The organism is uncultured Marinobacter sp. (assembly GCF_947259545.1).
In the GTDB taxonomy this organism is placed as follows: Bacteria; Pseudomonadota; Gammaproteobacteria; order Pseudomonadales; family Oleiphilaceae; genus Marinobacter.
This window is the reverse complement of record NZ_CAMYMK010000007.1, coordinates 20,110-36,466: the sequence shown is the minus strand read 5'-3', so window position 1 is coordinate 36,466 and position 16,357 is coordinate 20,110. Positions and strand designations below refer to the sequence as shown.

13 protein-coding genes are annotated in these 16,357 nt (G+C 57.3%); 6 read left to right on the top strand and 7 right to left on the bottom strand.

Going from position 1 to position 16,357, the window contains the following annotated elements; translation table 11 throughout:
- Positions 1-4 precede the first annotated feature (4 nt).
- Together Q0Y21_RS07945 and Q0Y21_RS07940 are read right to left on the bottom strand one after the other, a co-directional pair.
- Positions 5-715, bottom strand: a complete 711-nt coding sequence (locus Q0Y21_RS07945; protein WP_297793499.1) for an ABC transporter ATP-binding protein — start codon at positions 713-715, stop codon at positions 5-7.
- Positions 716-786: 71 nt separating this feature from the next.
- A complete protein-coding gene (locus Q0Y21_RS07940; RefSeq protein ID WP_297793497.1) occupies positions 787-1,107 on the bottom strand; it encodes a TraR/DksA family transcriptional regulator in 321 nt (106 codons plus the stop codon).
- 184 nt (positions 1,108-1,291) lie between these two features.
- Here Q0Y21_RS07940 and Q0Y21_RS07935 point away from each other — a divergent pair, with 184 nt between their 5' ends.
- The 3 genes from Q0Y21_RS07935 (at position 1,292) to malK (ending at position 5,618) form a co-directional block, all read left to right on the top strand.
- A complete protein-coding gene (locus tag Q0Y21_RS07935; protein ID WP_297793494.1) occupies positions 1,292-2,665 on the top strand; it encodes a sodium:solute symporter in 1,374 nt (457 codons plus the stop codon).
- A 186-nt stretch (positions 2,666-2,851) separates the two neighbouring features.
- Positions 2,852-4,465 carry an alpha-glucosidase family protein gene (locus Q0Y21_RS07930; RefSeq protein ID WP_297793490.1) on the top strand — a complete coding sequence of 538 codons (1,614 nt, stop codon included), beginning with the start codon at positions 2,852-2,854 and terminating at the stop codon, positions 4,463-4,465.
- Between the two features lie 37 nt (positions 4,466-4,502).
- Positions 4,503-5,618: a maltose/maltodextrin ABC transporter ATP-binding protein MalK gene (malK, locus tag Q0Y21_RS07925; protein ID WP_297793488.1), complete on the top strand. Its 1,116-nt coding sequence runs from the start codon at positions 4,503-4,505 to the stop codon at positions 5,616-5,618.
- Between the two features lie 198 nt (positions 5,619-5,816).
- On the opposite strand, the gene malG is transcribed toward malK, so the two are convergent.
- The 3 genes from malG to malE form a co-directional block, all read right to left on the bottom strand.
- Entirely contained in the window at positions 5,817-6,707 is an 891-nt protein-coding gene (malG, locus tag Q0Y21_RS07920) for a maltose ABC transporter permease MalG (RefSeq protein WP_297793485.1), read from the bottom strand.
- Between the two features lie 10 nt (positions 6,708-6,717).
- Positions 6,718-8,211 (bottom strand): maltose ABC transporter permease MalF, encoded by a 1,494-nt coding sequence (gene malF / locus Q0Y21_RS07915; protein WP_297793483.1) that lies wholly within the window; start codon positions 8,209-8,211, stop codon positions 6,718-6,720.
- A gap of 165 nt (positions 8,212-8,376) precedes the next feature.
- Positions 8,377-9,576, bottom strand: a complete 1,200-nt coding sequence (gene malE / locus Q0Y21_RS07910) for a maltose/maltodextrin ABC transporter substrate-binding protein MalE (RefSeq protein ID WP_297793480.1) — start codon at positions 9,574-9,576, stop codon at positions 8,377-8,379.
- Positions 9,577-9,838: 262 nt separating this feature from the next.
- Here malE and Q0Y21_RS07905 point away from each other — a divergent pair, with 262 nt between their 5' ends.
- The 3 genes from Q0Y21_RS07905 to glpD all read left to right on the top strand — a co-directional run bounded on the left by Q0Y21_RS07905 (position 9,839) and on the right by glpD (position 14,164).
- Positions 9,839-11,665 carry an alpha-amylase gene (locus Q0Y21_RS07905; RefSeq protein ID WP_297793478.1) on the top strand — a complete coding sequence of 609 codons (1,827 nt, stop codon included), beginning with the start codon at positions 9,839-9,841 and terminating at the stop codon, positions 11,663-11,665.
- A gap of 2 nt (positions 11,666-11,667) precedes the next feature.
- Positions 11,668-12,555: an aldo/keto reductase gene (locus Q0Y21_RS07900; RefSeq protein WP_297793475.1), complete on the top strand. Its 888-nt coding sequence runs from the start codon at positions 11,668-11,670 to the stop codon at positions 12,553-12,555.
- Positions 12,556-12,637: 82 nt separating this feature from the next.
- Positions 12,638-14,164, top strand: a complete 1,527-nt coding sequence (glpD, locus tag Q0Y21_RS07895; RefSeq protein WP_297793473.1) for a glycerol-3-phosphate dehydrogenase — start codon at positions 12,638-12,640, stop codon at positions 14,162-14,164.
- Here glpD and Q0Y21_RS07890 read toward each other — a convergent pair.
- Both Q0Y21_RS07890 and Q0Y21_RS07885 read right to left on the bottom strand, forming a co-directional pair.
- A complete protein-coding gene (locus tag Q0Y21_RS07890) occupies positions 14,118-14,717 on the bottom strand; it encodes a uracil-DNA glycosylase family protein (protein WP_297793470.1) in 600 nt (199 codons plus the stop codon). The genes glpD and Q0Y21_RS07890 overlap by 47 nt on opposite strands.
- On the bottom strand, positions 14,714-16,234 hold the full coding sequence (locus tag Q0Y21_RS07885) for a sensor domain-containing diguanylate cyclase (RefSeq protein WP_297793467.1): 1,521 nt from the start codon (positions 16,232-16,234) through the stop codon (positions 14,714-14,716). The genes Q0Y21_RS07890 and Q0Y21_RS07885 overlap by 4 nt, the downstream gene beginning before the upstream one ends.
- Positions 16,235-16,357 lie beyond the last annotated feature (123 nt).

The following is a 16,357-nucleotide window of genomic DNA, read 5'->3' as shown; positions in this document are numbered from 1 at the left end:
ATTCTCACCAGCTCAGCGACCGTGGATCCTGCCGCGTTCCGTTACGGTACTCGCCACTGATCCTGCCATCGGACAAGGTAATCACCCGATCCGCCATCTTGGCAATGGCGGCGTTGTGGGTAATGACTACGGTCGTCGTTCCGGTCTCCCGGTTGGCTTTTTCCAGCGCCTCAAGAACCCGGATACCGGTCGCGGAATCCAGTGCACCGGTCGGCTCATCACACAGCAGCACCTCCGGACGCTTTGCAATGGCCCGGGCTATCGCGACACGCTGCTGCTCACCACCGGATAGCTGAGCAGGAAAATGATCCATTCTTCCCTCGAGACCGACCATCGTCAGCGCCTGAGCCGGCTCCATGGGGTGGCGCGAAATCTCGGTCACTGCCGCTACATTTTCACGTGCAGTCAGGCTGGGGATGAGATTGTAGAACTGGAACACAAAGCCGACGAAATCACGCCTGTAGCGGGTCAGATCCTTTTCCCGAGCACCGTCCAGGCGTTCATCGCGATAATAAACAGTACCCGAACTGGGCACATCCAGGCCGCCCAGAATATTCAGCAGAGTGGATTTTCCCGATCCGGAAGCACCGAGCATCACCACCAGTTCACCCGCGTACAGATCAAGATCCACACCCTGAAGGGCATGGACCTGAACCTCTCCCTGGTCGTAAACCTTGGTCAGCCCGCGGGTCTGGAAAACCGGCTGATTTACCATGCGCCTATCCCTGCGAAAGGGTTGATCGTTGCTCTGAAGACTCAGTGACCAGTATTATCCCGGAGGTAAAGTCAGCCGTCGGCACACTCCACACAAACGGTAGTATAAGGCAGCACCTGAAGCCGGCGCGGATCAATTGCTTCTCCACACTGCTCGCACTCATCTCCCATACCCTGACGGATACGATCCAGTGCGTGCTCAATCTGACGGAGCTCGGAACGGGTTTCCGTTTCCAGAGAATCCACCACTTCATCGTTCTGGGTCTGCACGGCCTGTTCTTCGAAATCCTTTTCCAGGGCGCCATCCTCACGGTGTTGGTGGGCTTCGAAGCGGGAAAGGCGGGCCTTTAAATCTGCCCGCAGGGTTTCAAGTTCTGATTGTCGGTTAGTCATGGCAAACCTCCGTGGCTATCAGCCAATTATATCATTGAGCCATAAACCTAAATGATAAGCTGAACCCTGAAAGAATGATTGTCAAAGTTGCAACCGAAGTAAATTTTCTGCCTCTGCCCCCGCCCTCGCTGGGCCGGCTCAGATATGGCACTATCTCGCCCATCACTCCGGCGGAGAAAACCGAATGTTTTACACAACCGCAGCGGCAATAGCAGTCGCCCTCATTCTGTTCACCTGGCTCGGTGTTCGGGCAAGACTGGCGGATGGCGGTCTGGATGACTTTGTCACCGCGAGGAACTCCCAGGGCGCACGGGCCCTGGGCTTCAGCTTCCTGGCGTCAGGCATGGGCGGCTGGATACTGTTCGCTCCCCCCGAGGTTGGCGCCCTGGTCGGCCCCCTGGCGCTGGCCGGTTACGCACTGGGGGCCGCGCTGCCGTTCATCGTATTTGCTTTTTGTGGTCCGGCAATCCGGCGCTTACTGCCGCAGGGCCGCAGTATCGGCGAGTTTGCCGATGCCTGTTACGGCCAGACCGTTCGTCGCTATGTATCCCTGATATCCGTTCTGTACATGCTCTGCTTCCTGACCGCGGAGTTGACGGCCATTGGCGCCATCACCTCTTTGCTCTCTGAGATCAACGGTAACGTTGCCGTCGTCGGAGTGGCTATCGCCACACTGATCTATACCGCCTGGGGAGGGTTGCGAGCCAGCATCGTTACCGATCAGTGGCAGGCATTTCTGCTGATTGCCCTGCTTGGTATCGTGGGCATGGTGGCAGCGGACAGGCTGCCGGAAGTGAGCATGGCATCCGCGCCTTCTGTACCGGTGGCCAGCGCGCTCGGAGTGGCGCTGACCCTGGTCATCGCGGTCACCGCAGCCAATCTGTTTCATCAAGGGTATTGGCAACGTCTCTGGTCCGCCCGAGATACCTCGTCCCTGCAGCGCGGCGCGTTCTTTGGCGGCATCATCACCATTGCCGTGGTGGTTGTGGTCGGGTCCCTGGGGATCGCAGCGGCCATGAGCGGCACCGACCTGGGTTCACCCCCCATTCCTTTCTTCGCCATGCTGGCGGGCGCACCGGCCTGGCTGACCATTCCGGCGCTGGTGCTGGCGCTGACCCTGGTCGCGTCATCGGTGGATACCCTGCAGAATGCCCTGGCCTCGCTGGCCGTCACCGAAAAGAAAGGTTTGTCTCTGACCTCCGCACGCTGGATCACCGTGTTACTGATGATTCCGGTGGTGCTGGTGGCACTGCAGGGCATCTCGGTCCTCCGACTGTTCCTGATCGCCGATTTACTATGTGCAACTGCCGTAATTCCGGTACTCATGGGTCTGTGGAAAAGAATGTCGACAACTGCGGCCGTCGGTGGTGGGCTGGCCGGACTGGTCGGCGCCATTCTGCCCGGCTGGATTGGCGGTGGAACCCTGATCGCCGGCCTGGAGGCAGCCAGTTTCCCCGGTGCTATTCCGACCCTGCCCCCCTTCCTCGGCGCACTGGTGTTTTCAGCCGTTGCCAGCGTATTGTTGGCGACCCTCGCCGGACGGAAACCGGACGCTTAAGTTTCCCGGAACTGGCCGGTCAGTTTCGGGTGTCCGGTCAGCCTCCCCCTACTACTCCCCCCTCCTCCCCCCATCTACGCCAACAAAAAGTCGGACAGGAGGATGAACGCTTGCCAGCCCCAACGCACTATGGAACGGATACGGAGTAAATAATAATTTTCACCATCAGGGTGTAAGCGAGGAAAAATGATCAGGAACCCGGACTGGTGGCGCGGCGCCGTCATCTATCAAGTGTATCCACGCAGCTTCTACGACTCGAACGGTGATGGTATCGGCGATCTGCCCGGTGTCACTGCCAAGCTGGACTATATCGCCAGCCTGAATGTGGATGGGATCTGGCTGTCACCGTTCTTCACATCGCCAATGAAAGACTTCGGCTACGACGTGGCCGACTACCGTAACGTCGACCCGATCTTTGGCACCCTGGAAGACTTCGACACCCTGATTGACGAAGCCCACAAACGTGGCCTGAAGATCATGATCGATCAGGTCCTCAGCCATTCCTCCGATCAGCATCCGTGGTTTGTGGAAAGTCGCGCCAGCCGGGACAACCCCAAGGCAGACTGGTATGTATGGGCAGACCCGAAAGACGACGGTACAGAACCAAACAACTGGTTGTCTGTTTTTGGTGGCCCGGCCTGGGCGTGGGACAGTCGACGCAAACAGTACTATCTGCACAACTTCCTGGCCAGCCAGCCCGATTTGAACTTCCACAACCCGGAAGTTCAGGATCAGGTGCTTTCGGATGTGCAGTTCTGGCTCGACCGAGGCGTCGACGGTTTCCGCCTTGATGCCATTAACTTCTGCTTCCATGACAGCAAGTTGAGAGACAATCCGCCCAGTGTATCCGTCGCGGAAGGCTCCATCGGCGTTCGCCAGGAGAATCCATACGCGTATCAGTTCCACAAGTACGACAAGACCCAGCCGGAAAACCTGGATTTCCTCAGGCGACTGCGTGCGTTACTCGACCAATACCCAGGCACAACCACCGTCGGCGAAATCGGAGACGACCATTCGCTACAGACCATGGCGGACTACACCAGTGACGGTGACAAACTCCACATGGCCTACTCGTTCGACTTGCTGACTGAACAGCACGGTGCGGACTTTTTCAGAAAGACGATCAACACCATTGAAGACAAGCTCACGGACGGATGGCCCTGCTGGGCAATCGGCAACCATGACGTGACCCGGGTTACCACCCGCTGGGACGCCAGGACCGACCAACAGCTGAAAGCTTACATGACCATGCTGCTGACCCTCCGCGGCAGTGTATGCATTTATCAGGGAGAGGAGCTGGGACTGCCCGAGGCCGAACTGGCCTATGAGGATCTGGTCGATCCCTACGGAATCAATTTCTGGCCGGAGTACAAAGGCCGGGACGGTTGCCGTACACCAATGCTCTGGCACGATCAGAAAGCCCACGGGGGATTCTCCGATGCCCAACCCTGGTTGCCGGTTTATGAAAATCATTACAGCGCGGCAGTCGCTCTTCAGGATGAAGATGAGCAATCGGTGCTCGAGGCCTACCGTTCGTTCCTGGGTTGGCGACGAAACCAACCGGTCCTGCTCAAAGGCGACATAAAGTTCCATAAGTCGCCTGAGGACACTCTGCTGTATTCCCGCAGCTATGAGGGTGAAACCCTGTTTATTGCCCTGAACCTCAGCGACAATCCGGTGACAATCCACCTCCCGTCAGGAAGTGCCCAGGTGGCAGGAACCCCGGACTTCGTCGGTGGCCAGTGGCGTGGACAGAAACTGCAACTTGAGGCCTGGGGCGTGGACATCGCCCGGGGCTGAGATAGCATTACACAGATCAAACAAGAAGAGGCTAGTTATGGCCAGCGTGACCTTACGCAATATCTGCAAAAGTTATGACGACATCCAGGTCACACGCAATGTAAACCTGGATATTGAAGACGGTGAATTCGTGGTCTTTGTTGGCCCGTCGGGCTGCGGCAAATCCACTCTGTTGCGAATGGTCGCAGGACTGGAAGATATTACTTCAGGCGACATGTACATTGGCAACGACCGGGTAAACAACCTTCCTCCAAAAGAACGGGAAGTGGGCATGGTATTCCAGTCCTATGCTCTCTACCCGCATATGGACGTGGCGGAGAACATGGCATTCGGTCTTAAGCTCGCCAAGACCAATAAGACCGAAATCAAACGCCGCGTCCAGGATGCGGCAAATCTGCTACAGCTGGACAAGCTGCTTGAACGCAGACCCAAGGACCTGTCCGGCGGCCAACGCCAGCGCGTTGCCATTGGCCGCACCATTGTTCGCGAGCCGGCGGTATTCCTGTTCGATGAGCCGCTGTCCAACCTTGATGCGTCGTTGCGTGTTCAAATGCGCATCGAAATTTCCCGACTGCACAAGCGCCTGGGCGCGACCATGATCTATGTGACTCACGATCAGGTGGAGGCCATGACCATGGCCGACAAGATCGTTGCCCTGGACAACGGCGCCATTGCCCAGGTCGGCAGGCCCATGGAGCTGTACCACTACCCTGCAACACGCTTTGTTGCCGGGTTTATCGGCTCACCAAAAATGAACTTCATCGACTGCACGGTGGCATCTGCGACCAGCCAGTCAGCGACTGTGGTATTACCGGGCAACCATCACCTGGAGCTGCCGGTAAACGGATCAGAACTCACCGAGGGCGAAACAGTTACCCTGGGTATCCGCCCGGAACACCTGAGCGAAAACCAGGAGGCAGACATGTACCTGGAAGGTGAAGTTCACGTGGTCGAGCGCCTTGGGTATCAGACGCTGGTGCACCTGGTCATGAATAACGTGGAAGGTGTCATTACCATGCGGACTGATGGCGGCAACCCGGTACAGGAACGCACACCGGTTACGTTGGGCATGAATGCCAACAAGTGCCACCTGTTCCGTCAGGATGGCAGTGCCTGCCCCCGCCTGTTCCAGGAACCTTGCATAGATTTCTGAACCTTACTGACACCATTCCAGGGGGCTGCAACAGCCCCCTTTTTTTGGCCATAAAAAAGCCCGGTCAGCAGGGGGGATTCAGCCTGACCGGGTCGCGAAAGTTAACGCTGGAAGACGCAGGGATCGCGGAAAGGCCATGCGGGATCTTCCGTCATGGCCTGGGAGAGAGACTTCAGAGAAACCAGCAGAACAACGGCATTATCCCTTGACGCCACCGGCGGTCAAACCGCCGACAATCCATTTCTGGCAATAGAGGAAAATGACAGTAATAGGCAGGCCGGAAAGCACCGCCGCCGCTGCGAAATCGCCCCACAAATAGTTCTGCTCATAGAGATACTGCTGCGCACCCACCGCCAGCGTCAGCTTGTCGGTATCGACCAGCAGTACCGACGCCATCGGGTACTCCATGATGGTCATGATGAACGCCAGGATGAACACCACCACCAGGATCGGCACGGACAACGGCAGAAGTATGTAGCGGAACGCCTGCCAGGTGGTCGCCCCGTCCACAATGGCCGCCTCCTCCAGGGAGCGGTCGATGGAATCGAAGTAGCCTTTGATCGTCCAGATATGCAGCGCCATGCCCCCCAGGGAAGCAACAATCACCGCCCCGTGGGTATTGAGCCCCAACCAGCTGACGTGATTGCCGATCTTGTCAAACAGGGCATACAGTGCCACCAGGGACAACACCGGCGGAAACATCTGGAAGATCAGCATGGACTTGAGCACAAAACCCTTGCCCGCGAACCGCATGCGGGCGAAGGCGTAGGCGCTGGTGGTGGACAACGCCAGGATCAGTACTGCCGAAACCACCGCAATCTTGATCGAGTTCCACAGCCACAACAGCACCGGAAACGGTGGTTGGGTCACGGTACCGTCTTCGCCGGTATAAGGTATACCAAGCGCCAGGTACCAGTGCTCAAGGGAAGGATTCTCCGGCAGCAGGCTGCCGGACGCAAAGTTACCGCTGCGGAAGGAGATGGAAATCACCATCAGCAGTGGAAAGAGAATGATCACGATGAATCCGAGCATCCCGAGATGGGACGCCAGAACGCGATATTTGGTGGAGCGGGGTTGAACCATCGCCATGGGTAGCTCCTTATACTTTGACTTTGGACAGTTTCAGGTTGATCAGCGACAGGGCGCCAACCACCAGGAAGATGGCTGTGGCGATGGCAGCCGCCAGGCCAAAGTTCTGTCCGGAATCCTGGAACGCAATGCGGTAGGTGTAACTCACCAGCAGGTCTGTGGTGCCTGCGGGTGTGCTGGCGCCGATAATATCGGGCGCACCACCGGTCAACAGGGCGATCAGGACGAAGTTGTTGAAATTGAACGCGAAGCTTGCGATCAACAGCGGCATCAGTGGCTTGATAATCAGCGGCAGAGTGACATTGAACAGGTTGTTCACCGGCCCTGCCCCATCCATGGCGGATGCCTCATAAAGATCCCGTGGAATCGCCTGCAGCAGGCCCATACAGAGCAGCATCATGTAGGGATAGCCGAGCCAGGTATTCACGATCAGAATCATCGTGCGGGCCAGTGCCGGGTCGCTGAACCAGTCCGGACGCATTCCGAACAGTCCTTCCAGCACCAGGTTGATTTCACCGAAGTTCTGGTTGAACAGGCCCTTGAATACCAGGATTGAAATGAATGCCGGGACGGCATAAGGCAGGATCAGCATGGTGCGGTAGAAACCTTTGCCACGGATCTGGTCCCACTGCAGCAGGTTGGCCAACAGCAGGCCAAGCGCCAGGGTAAACACCACCGTTGCCACCGCAAAGGAGAGCGTCCACACGAAGATCTCGAAAAACGGCCCGCGAATCGTTGGATCGGAAACGACCTTCAGATAGTTGTCCCAACCAATGTTCACGGTCCACCCCGGCGACAGGGTCTCGCCGTCCGCACTGCGGTAAAAGCCGGCGTCATGATCCGGGAAATAGGTCACGTCCGTCTGATTGTTGGTAATGCTGCCATTGTCGTGCAATGTGAACTGGTCTTTAATGGCTGCAAACGCACGCAGGCTGGCCATGCTCAGCGCACGGCCGTCTTCGGTCAGCAGATCCAGTTGCGACAGCTCCGATCTGAGCTGAATGATATCCCGCATACCTAACGGGTCTCCTGCCGGCTTCACTGAAGCAGGCAGCACAGGCACGCTTGCTTCCGAACCGTCCAGCTCAAGAGGTGCTGTGACCAGGTCCTGGTGCTCACCTTCCAGGTAAATCACATAACCGGCATCGGTTTCGTAAAGGCCGTAATCATAGCGGATGGAACCGGACTGATAGGTCCGGTCCAGCAGGTTATCCTGCACCTGCTCGAAGCTCAGGAGATTACTGGCACTGTAGTTGGTAAAACCAATACCTACGGTGTACATCAGCGGGAAAATAACGAACAGCCCCATGCCGGCCACAGCGGGAAAGATGTAGCGGTGGGCGTAAAGCTTTTTGTGTACAAAGACAAATATCGCTGATGCCGTCAGCACCAGGAACAGCATCGCAAACACAAATTCCTGCTGGGCGTAGAGCGCCAGTATCAGGTAGAGCGCCATTCCCACGAATGCGGCCAGAGCGCTCCACTTCAGAATTGTTCGCATCATTGGAAGTCTGTTTTCGGGTCCGTAGGAGGACAGGGATTCCGTAATCATTGTAGTCAGCCCGTTTAAAGCCGTCGCCACGATCGGCGGTGGCAGATTTTCAACAACAGGTCAGCACAACCCGAAACACCGCCAGCCCGGCGGCTGACGGCGCATCCGGTTGAGGCATTACCGGGTAATGCGCTGTGCTGCGGAGTTCAGGGCATCCTCAACGGATTGTCTTCCAGAAGTGATGTTCTGTAGAGCCGGCCCCATGGATGACCAGAACGCGCCCATGGCGGGAACACTTGGCATGGGCTCACCCAGTTCGGCATTTTCGAAGGTTGCTGCAATATTCGGGTCAGACGACAGCTCGTCCATGAATTCCTTGTTGGCCACGGCACCCAGAGGCACGTCGTCATTCACCATCTTCAGCCCCTTGACCGACAGCGCGTAGCTTTCCAGGAACTCAACGGCCAGGGCCTCGTTCGGGCTTGCGGAATTCAGCGTTGCCGCCATGACACCCACCATTGGCTTGCTTGGCTGGCCATCAACCGTCGGCAGAGTGGTAACGCCAAAATTGATACCGCTTTTCTCCAGGTTGCCCCACGCCCAGGGGCCGTTGATCATCATCGCAACTTCGCCCTTGTTGAAGCCGGATTCCATGGCGCTGTAGTCCGCACCTCGGGGCATTACGCCTTCTTCAATGAGCGTGGCCAGCATGTTGGCGCCTTTCAGGGCACCTTCGTTGTTAACACCGGTATCTTTCACATCGTAGCTACCATCTTCATTCTGATCGAAGATGTAACCACCAGCTGCAGCAAGCATCGGCCAGGTGAAGTAGGTGTTGTTGTAGTCCCAAAGAATGGCGCGCTTGGCGTCTTCCGCAAGCTGCTTGTGGATGGCTGGGATGTCCTCAAACGCCTTCGGCGGCTCGGGCACCAGATCCTTGTTGTAGATCAGGCCGATAGATTCGACCGCCATGGGGTAACCATACATCTTGCCATCGACAGTCACCGCATCCCAGGTGAAATCGAAATTGTCATCGATGACTCCCTGCGACGGCTTGACCTCAGAGATAATGCCGCTCTGAGCCCATTCGCCAAAGCGGTCATGTGCCCAGATAAAGATGTCCGGGCCATTGCCGGTGGCGGCAGACTGCTGGAACTTGTCGGTGGCGCTGTCCGGGTGTGCCACTTCAACGGGGATGCCCGTTTCCTCAGTAAACCAATCACCCACGTCCTGCAGGCCGTCGTAGCCCTTGTCGCCATTGATCCAGATCAGAAGCTTACCTTCCTCGATCTCGGCGTGGGCAGGAGCGGACAGACCAAAAGTTGCTGCCACAATGGAAGCGGCGAGCGTGCTGCGGATAAAAGTTCGACGATTCATCAGGTTATTCCTCTGCTTGTTCTAGCCTTATTCTTGTTGTCCGCCCTGGCACGAGGTTGGCCGGACGGGCTTAACGCAAATCTTTCTATTGCGAGTAACCGAACTGTGTTGCAATTTGCCGTTGCTGGCATCAGCCCTGATTTCATTCACTGAGGCGTAGAACGGGGGAGTAGTAAGGCGTACTAAATTCCGTCTACCCCCCTTCCTTCAAGTCTGGTTTGATTGCGGTACCACAACAATAAACGGAACCGGAGCCCATTGCATGAAACCATACCCGAAAAAACTCAGGTTAACCGCCAGCCTTGTGACCTGCCTCTCCCTTGCCGGCTGCGCTGGCGGCCAGCTTGAAACAGCTGCCCCACCCTCAGACAACCGGACCCCGTCAACCAGTGACCGCCTGTGCACTCCCACCCAGTCCGAGATGACGGTTTCGGTGGGTGAGGTTTTCGCCGACGGCGATTGGGTGCGGGACTTCTACAGTGGCGAAAGGGCCCAGGTGCAAAATGGTGAAGTCACCCTGACACCCGCCCCGGAAGCCGAAGGCCTGTTACTGATTGAGGCCGCCAACGCCCCGGAACAAAGCTTCAACTGGGCCGGTGCCACTGTTTACTTTACCGTGACCGACCGATTCGCCAACGGCCGCACCGATAATGATTGGAACTATGGCCGCAAACCCGACGGCATGGACGAAATCGGCACCTTCCACGGCGGCGACTTCGCGGGCCTGACCGAAAAGCTGGATTACCTCGACGAGCTGGGCGTCAACGCTATCTGGATCACTCCACCCTTCGAGCAGATTCACGGCTGGGTTGGCGGTGGCGACCGGGGGGATTTCCAACACTATGGCTATCACGGTTACTACGCCCGGGACTTTACCCGCCCGGACGCAAACTTTGGAACTCGCGAGGAATTCCGCGCCCTGGTTGAACAAGCCCACGCCCGCGGCATTCGAGTGGTCATGGATGTAGTCATGAACCACCCCGGCTATGCCACGCTTCAGGATATGCAAACCTTCAACTTCGGCGGGCTGCGCGAAGGCTTCGAGAAACACTTACCGGAATCGTGGGGCCACTGGCAACCAGAGTCCTGGGAGGATTTCCACGCCTACCACGCCCTGATCGACTATGATCACCCGGACTGGCGCAACTGGTGGGGCAAGGACTGGGTCCGCGCCGGCATCGGGGACTATGATACACCGCCGAATGCCTCCATCGACCCGGTACGCGGCTCGCTGGCCTTCCTGCCAGACTTCAAGACTGCATCCGACAAAGCCGTGGACCTGCCGGTGTTCCTCCAAAATAAAGAGAACACCCTTGCCCGACAGCTCGATGATGCCACCGTGCGGGATTACCTGATTACCTGGCTGACGGAGTGGGTGCGCGAATTCGGCGTTGATGGTTTCCGGGTAGACACCGCCAAGCACGTGGAGCCGGAAGCCTGGCAGGAACTGAAAGCCGAGGCCCAGAAAGCGCTGGCGACCTATCGCAACAACAATCCCGGGCAAGCGCTGCCAGCAGAGGATTTCTGGATGGTGGCCGAGGTTTTCCCGCACACCGTCACCCGCAGCAGCTACTTTGATTCCGGCTTCGATGCAGTGATCAACTTTGACCTGCAGGAAGAAGCCCGTGACGGTGCCGCCTGTCTGCCCGAGATGGAGGACATCTACAGCGATTACGCAAAGACGATGAATAGCGACCGGCCATTCAACGTAATGAGCTACATCTCATCCCACGACACCCAGTTATTCAGCCGCATTGCCGATAACGACCCCGTCTTGCAAAAGCGGGCAGCCAGCGCCCTGCTGTTCACACCGGGAACCAGCCAGATCTTCTACGGGGATGAGACCGGTCGACGCTTCGGGCCCACCGGTTCAGACGGCCATCAGGGAACCCGTTCGGATATGAACTGGGCCGATATTGATAACGGCAAGGCCACACCTGTCTTGTCCCACTGGAAAAAACTGGGGCAGTTCCGGGCGCGCCATCCGGCCATTGGCGCGGGCAAACACAAACGCCTCAGCACCGAACCCTACGTCTTTTCAAGAACCCATGGTGACGACCGCGTGGTCATCGCCTTTGGTAAGGAGTAACCGTGCAAAGCGCCCCAACAGAAGCATTCACAGCGGATATCCCATTGATTCTGGGAATGATGCGACTCCACGATCATCCCGAGCTCACCCAACCGGCAAAGCTGGCCGATTGGCTATCAGCACGCGTGGATGAAGGGCTGAATGTGTTCGACCACGCCGACATCTACGGCACCGGCGAATGTGAAAGGCTGTTCGGTGACGCACTGCGGGCGCACCCGACCCTGGCCAAACGGGTTCGCGTTATCACCAAAGCGGGTATCGTGCCGGCTGGCCAGGACAGCTCACCGTGGCAGGTGAAACATTACCAGGCAGAAGCCGGCTACCTGGCGAACGCGATCGACAAGGCCCTGGGGTCACTGGCCGTGGAGCAGCTTGATACCTTTCTGATCCATCGGCCCGACCCGTTGCTGCAGGCTGAGGACGTAGCCCGGGTACTGGAAAATGCGGTATCAGCGGGGAAGGTACGCCAGATTGGCGTGTCCAACTTCCTGCCGGAACAGTGGCGATGGCTGGCCCGGAACACCGACCTGCCATTGGTGTGCAACCAAAGCCAGTTGTCCATTGCGCACACTGATCCACTGTTCGATGGCACACTGGAAGCTCACCTTACTGACGGGATGCGCTGGCTGGCCTGGTCCCCGCTGGGTGGCGGTAACCTGGCGGAGCGGATTCCCGCCGACCTGCTCGACAGCGCGCGCGAGGAAACCGGACTGGATGAAACCGCACTGGCCATTGCCTGGCTGCACCAGCTTCCCGGATCACCGGTGCCGGTGCTCGGGTCCATGAACCCTGACAGGATCCATTCCGCCACTCGCGGCACCCAGTGCTCTCTGCCCCGCCCTCTCTGGTACCGTCTTCTTGAATCCGTTCGCAAAACGGCTGTCGCCTGATACAAGGGGCATCGTTACTGTTGATCAACAGCGTTATACTCAGGTGAATTAACGAGTAGATGTGCCAGGGAACGACCGGATAATGAAAGCACTACAGACAGATTACGATGTCGTCGTTGTGGGCGGCGGCGTTAATGGCACGGGTATCGCCATGGACGCTGCCGGTCGTGGCTTGAAGGTCTTGCTGTGCGAGATGAACGATCTCGCCTCGGCCACGTCCTCCAACAGCAGCAAACTCATTCACGGAGGGCTGCGATACCTGGAGCACTACGAATTCAGACTGGTACGCGAGGCTCTGGCCGAGCGTGAAGCACTGCTGAAGAATTCGCCGCATATCATGTGGCCCATGCGCTTTCGCCTGCCCTACCGGGAGCACCTGCGCCCTGCCTGGATGATTCGCACTGGCCTTTTCCTGTATGACCATCTGGCCAAACGCGAACTCCTCCCAGGCTCCCGTTCCATCCGATTCGACGCCAACAGCCCCCTGAAACCTGAAATCACCCGGGGATTCGAGTATTCGGACGGATGGGTGGACGATGCTCGCCTGGTGGTTCTGACTGCCCTTAAAGCACAGGAGTGCGGGGCAACCATACTCACCCGGACCAAGTGCATCCGCGCCGACCGGGGGAACGACCAGTGGCGCGTTACGCTGGAAAACACAACCAACGGCACAACCCGGACCATCTCCGCCCGGGCCGTCGTCAATGCCTCTGGCCCCTGGGTCAGCCGTCTGTTCAGTGACGCGTTCTCCATGCCCTCCCCGCGGATGATCCGCATGGTCAAAGGCAGCCATATTGTGGTGCCGCGCCTGAACAAGGATACCGAGGCCTACATTCTGCAGAATGAAGACGACCGTATCGTCTTCGTGATTCCCTACGAGGATCATTTTTCATTGATCGGCACGACCGATGTGGAATATGAAGGGGATCCACGCAAGGCAACCATTTCAACGGAAGAAACCCACTATCTTCTGGATATCGTAAACGCCCACTTTAAACACCAATTGACGACAAAGGATGTGGTCTGGTCCTATTCCGGCGTTCGACCGTTGATGGACGACGAACAACAACCGGCCCAGAAAGCCAGCCGTGACTATTCGTTCGAGGTGGATGCGTCTGATGAAAACGCGCCGGTTATTTCGGTATTCGGCGGCAAGATCACCACTTATCGCAAACTCGCCGAAGCAGCCACCGACAAACTGTGCCAGTTCTTTCCGGAAACCGGGCAGGCCTGGACCCGGAACGCCGTACTGCCGGGTGGTGACTTTACTGACCAGGCCGCTCTGGCTGAACAGCTGGAGTCCCGGTGGCCATGGCTGCCTGAAGAACTCTTAAACCGCTATGTGAGAACCTACGGTACACGCACTCACCAGGTTGTGAATGGAGCGACTGATCTGGAATCCCTGGGCAGACGGTTTACCGGCAACCTTTACCAGAACGAAGTGGATTACCTGGTGTCCGGGGAATGGGCCATAACGGCAGAAGATATCCTGTGGCGCCGGACCAAGCAGGGCCTTTACGCCACAACCGATGACGTCAGGGAACTGACTTCCTACCTCAAACTCAGCACTGGAGTATCTGCTGAACCCGTCTCTGAAGCTGAGGAATGACGTCCTGTTCAAACCAGGGACTGCGCCGCAGCCACATATTGTTTCGGGGGCTGGGATGGGGCAGCGGCAACACTCTCGGCCAGTCTTTTTTCCAGTCCTTCACATTGTCGGTCACTGACTTTTTGGGGTCCGACAAATGCCAGGCATGGGCATACTGCCCGATGACCAGTGTCAGCTCTATGTGTTTCAACCTGGCCAGCAGTGCCTCTCGCCAGGCTGGCGCACATTCGGGGCGCGGTGGGAGATCACCGGACTTACCGGTACCCGGGTAACAGAACCCCATGGGCAATATCGCCAGCTTGCTCTCATCGTAGAATACGTCCCGGCTAATGCCCATCCAGTTGCGGAGACGATCCCCGCTGGGGTCATTGAACGGCAACCCGGTTTCATGAACCCGCCGGCCCGGTGCCTGCCCAACCACCAGTATCCTGGAGGATTCGCTCAGCTGAATCACCGGCCGCGGGCCTAGTGGCAAGTGCTCCGAGCACAGTGTGCATTGGCGTACCCGGGCAACTAACTCGTCAAACGAGAGAGAGGAGTATGGCTCAGTCACGACTGCTTCCTGGCTTTTTTAATGACATACATGGCCTCGTCCGCTCTTGCCAACAGCTTATCCGGATCCCTTTCCCCGGGCTGACTGGCAACACCGCCCACGCTCGCGCCGCCATAATCCAGTGTCAATTCCGGCAAAATGAACTGGCCGGTCGTTACTGATCTGAGTCTGTCAAGGAAAGCTTCCAGTCCCGATGACTCCTCCTCGGCTCCTGCCGATGACAACACCACAAATTCGTCACCACCGTAACGACTGACCAGGTCCCCTCCACGAGTCGCCTCCCGCAAGCGCGTTGCGATGCCCTTGAGAAGGTGATCGCCTGCGTCGTGCCCATGCTGGTCGTTAATGTACTTGAATCCATCCAGATCGATAAAGGCAACATAAACACAGCTGCCATTACGCTCCGCAGCGACCAGCATTCGCGCAAGCTCCTCCACCAGGTAACGACGATTAGCAAGCCCGGTCAGAGGATCATGGAGAGCGTAGACAACGAGTTCCTGATTGGCACGTTCAAGTTGAGTGAGATACTCCAACCGATCGGCCAGCAGAGACAGATAATTGGAACAACTGATGATAACCTGACGGTTATTCTCCGGTTCGGTGAGCGCCTTTTCCTGAATCAGGAAAATTCCCGCCACCCGGCGGGCACCCGTCTCCACGCTGACCAGAGCGGCGCTGGCACCGCTCGACAAGCCTGCCTCTGACTGGAGACTTTCCAATATTTCCACTTCATAGGCACTGATGAACGGATCAGGGTGAGCACTGCCATTCAGCGAATCCGTCAGCGGGATCAGGGCGACCACCTCGCGGATCCTGCCCAGCCACGCGTCACCACCATCAACCAGAACATCGACTCCTTGCGCGGTCTGGACAAAAGGCACCGCCCTTACCCACTCTCCGCTTTTTTCGAGCAAGCCGGCGGCATCGATCAGGGCGGAATCAAGCGTATACGACCGGAAACACAGCTCGCCGATTTCAGCAATCAGCGACAATGACTCCAGCTTTTTCTCGGCCCTGCGCGCTCGCCGGACCGAATCCCTGGCCACTGCATCCCTGGCAATCTGGTAGGCAATCAGTTCGGAACAGAGCTCCAGTACATCCAGTATTTCCGGATCCACTGTTGAAGAATGACTGCTAGCGCCACAAAGGGTGCCGTAGATGCTCCCATCAAGATTATTAACAGGGACAGATAGATAAGTCTTCAGGCCCAGTTCCCGTGCAGCCTCGGAGTCACCCCAGATTTTTTCAACATCATCAGTAAAGAATCTCCGTTCATCCATTGCACGCTTGCACAAAGTATCCGCCCAGGGCACCTCCATTCCCTCAGGCAAGTTGATACTCCCGGAGTTGTCTGAAAAAAGAATCGTTTGAATGCCTTTCGATTCATCAATCACTGTGAGATAGGTCGATTCGAGTCCGGTAATTCGCTGCAACAGCTCGAGAATGGGGCGGGTCAGCTGCTCAAGGTTTTCGGCGCCCGACAATGAGCGGGCAAACTGGGAAATTAAGAATTCCATAAAAGGGGAACACTGCTCGTTATGATAGTTGTGTAATAGGCACAGGTGTTCTCGACACTTTGTATCTCCAGAATAGTCCCTTCGAAAAACAAGAGCTAGCCCTCCAGGGAGATTGCCAGCCCC

Excerpts from the sequence above, each read along its gene's own strand:
- Q0Y21_RS07945 (WP_297793499.1), bottom strand. The coding sequence starts at position 715 with ATGGTAAATCAGCCGGTTTTCCAGACCCGCGGGCTGACCAAGGTTTAC.
- Q0Y21_RS07940 (WP_297793497.1), bottom strand. The coding sequence starts at position 1,107 with ATGACTAACCGACAATCAGAACTTGAAACCCTGCGGGCAGATTTAAAG.
- Q0Y21_RS07935 (WP_297793494.1), top strand. The coding sequence starts at position 1,292 with ATGTTTTACACAACCGCAGCGGCAATAGCAGTCGCCCTCATTCTGTTC.
- Q0Y21_RS07930 (WP_297793490.1), top strand. The coding sequence starts at position 2,852 with ATGATCAGGAACCCGGACTGGTGGCGCGGCGCCGTCATCTATCAAGTG.
- malK (WP_297793488.1), top strand. The coding sequence starts at position 4,503 with ATGGCCAGCGTGACCTTACGCAATATCTGCAAAAGTTATGACGACATC.
- malG (WP_297793485.1), bottom strand. The coding sequence starts at position 6,707 with ATGGCGATGGTTCAACCCCGCTCCACCAAATATCGCGTTCTGGCGTCC.
- malF (WP_297793483.1), bottom strand. The coding sequence starts at position 8,211 with ATGATGCGAACAATTCTGAAGTGGAGCGCTCTGGCCGCATTCGTGGGA.
- malE (WP_297793480.1), bottom strand. The coding sequence starts at position 9,576 with ATGAATCGTCGAACTTTTATCCGCAGCACGCTCGCCGCTTCCATTGTG.
- Q0Y21_RS07905 (WP_297793478.1), top strand. The coding sequence starts at position 9,839 with ATGAAACCATACCCGAAAAAACTCAGGTTAACCGCCAGCCTTGTGACC.
- glpD (WP_297793473.1), top strand. The coding sequence starts at position 12,638 with ATGAAAGCACTACAGACAGATTACGATGTCGTCGTTGTGGGCGGCGGC.
- Q0Y21_RS07885 (WP_297793467.1), bottom strand. The coding sequence starts at position 16,234 with ATGGAATTCTTAATTTCCCAGTTTGCCCGCTCATTGTCGGGCGCCGAA.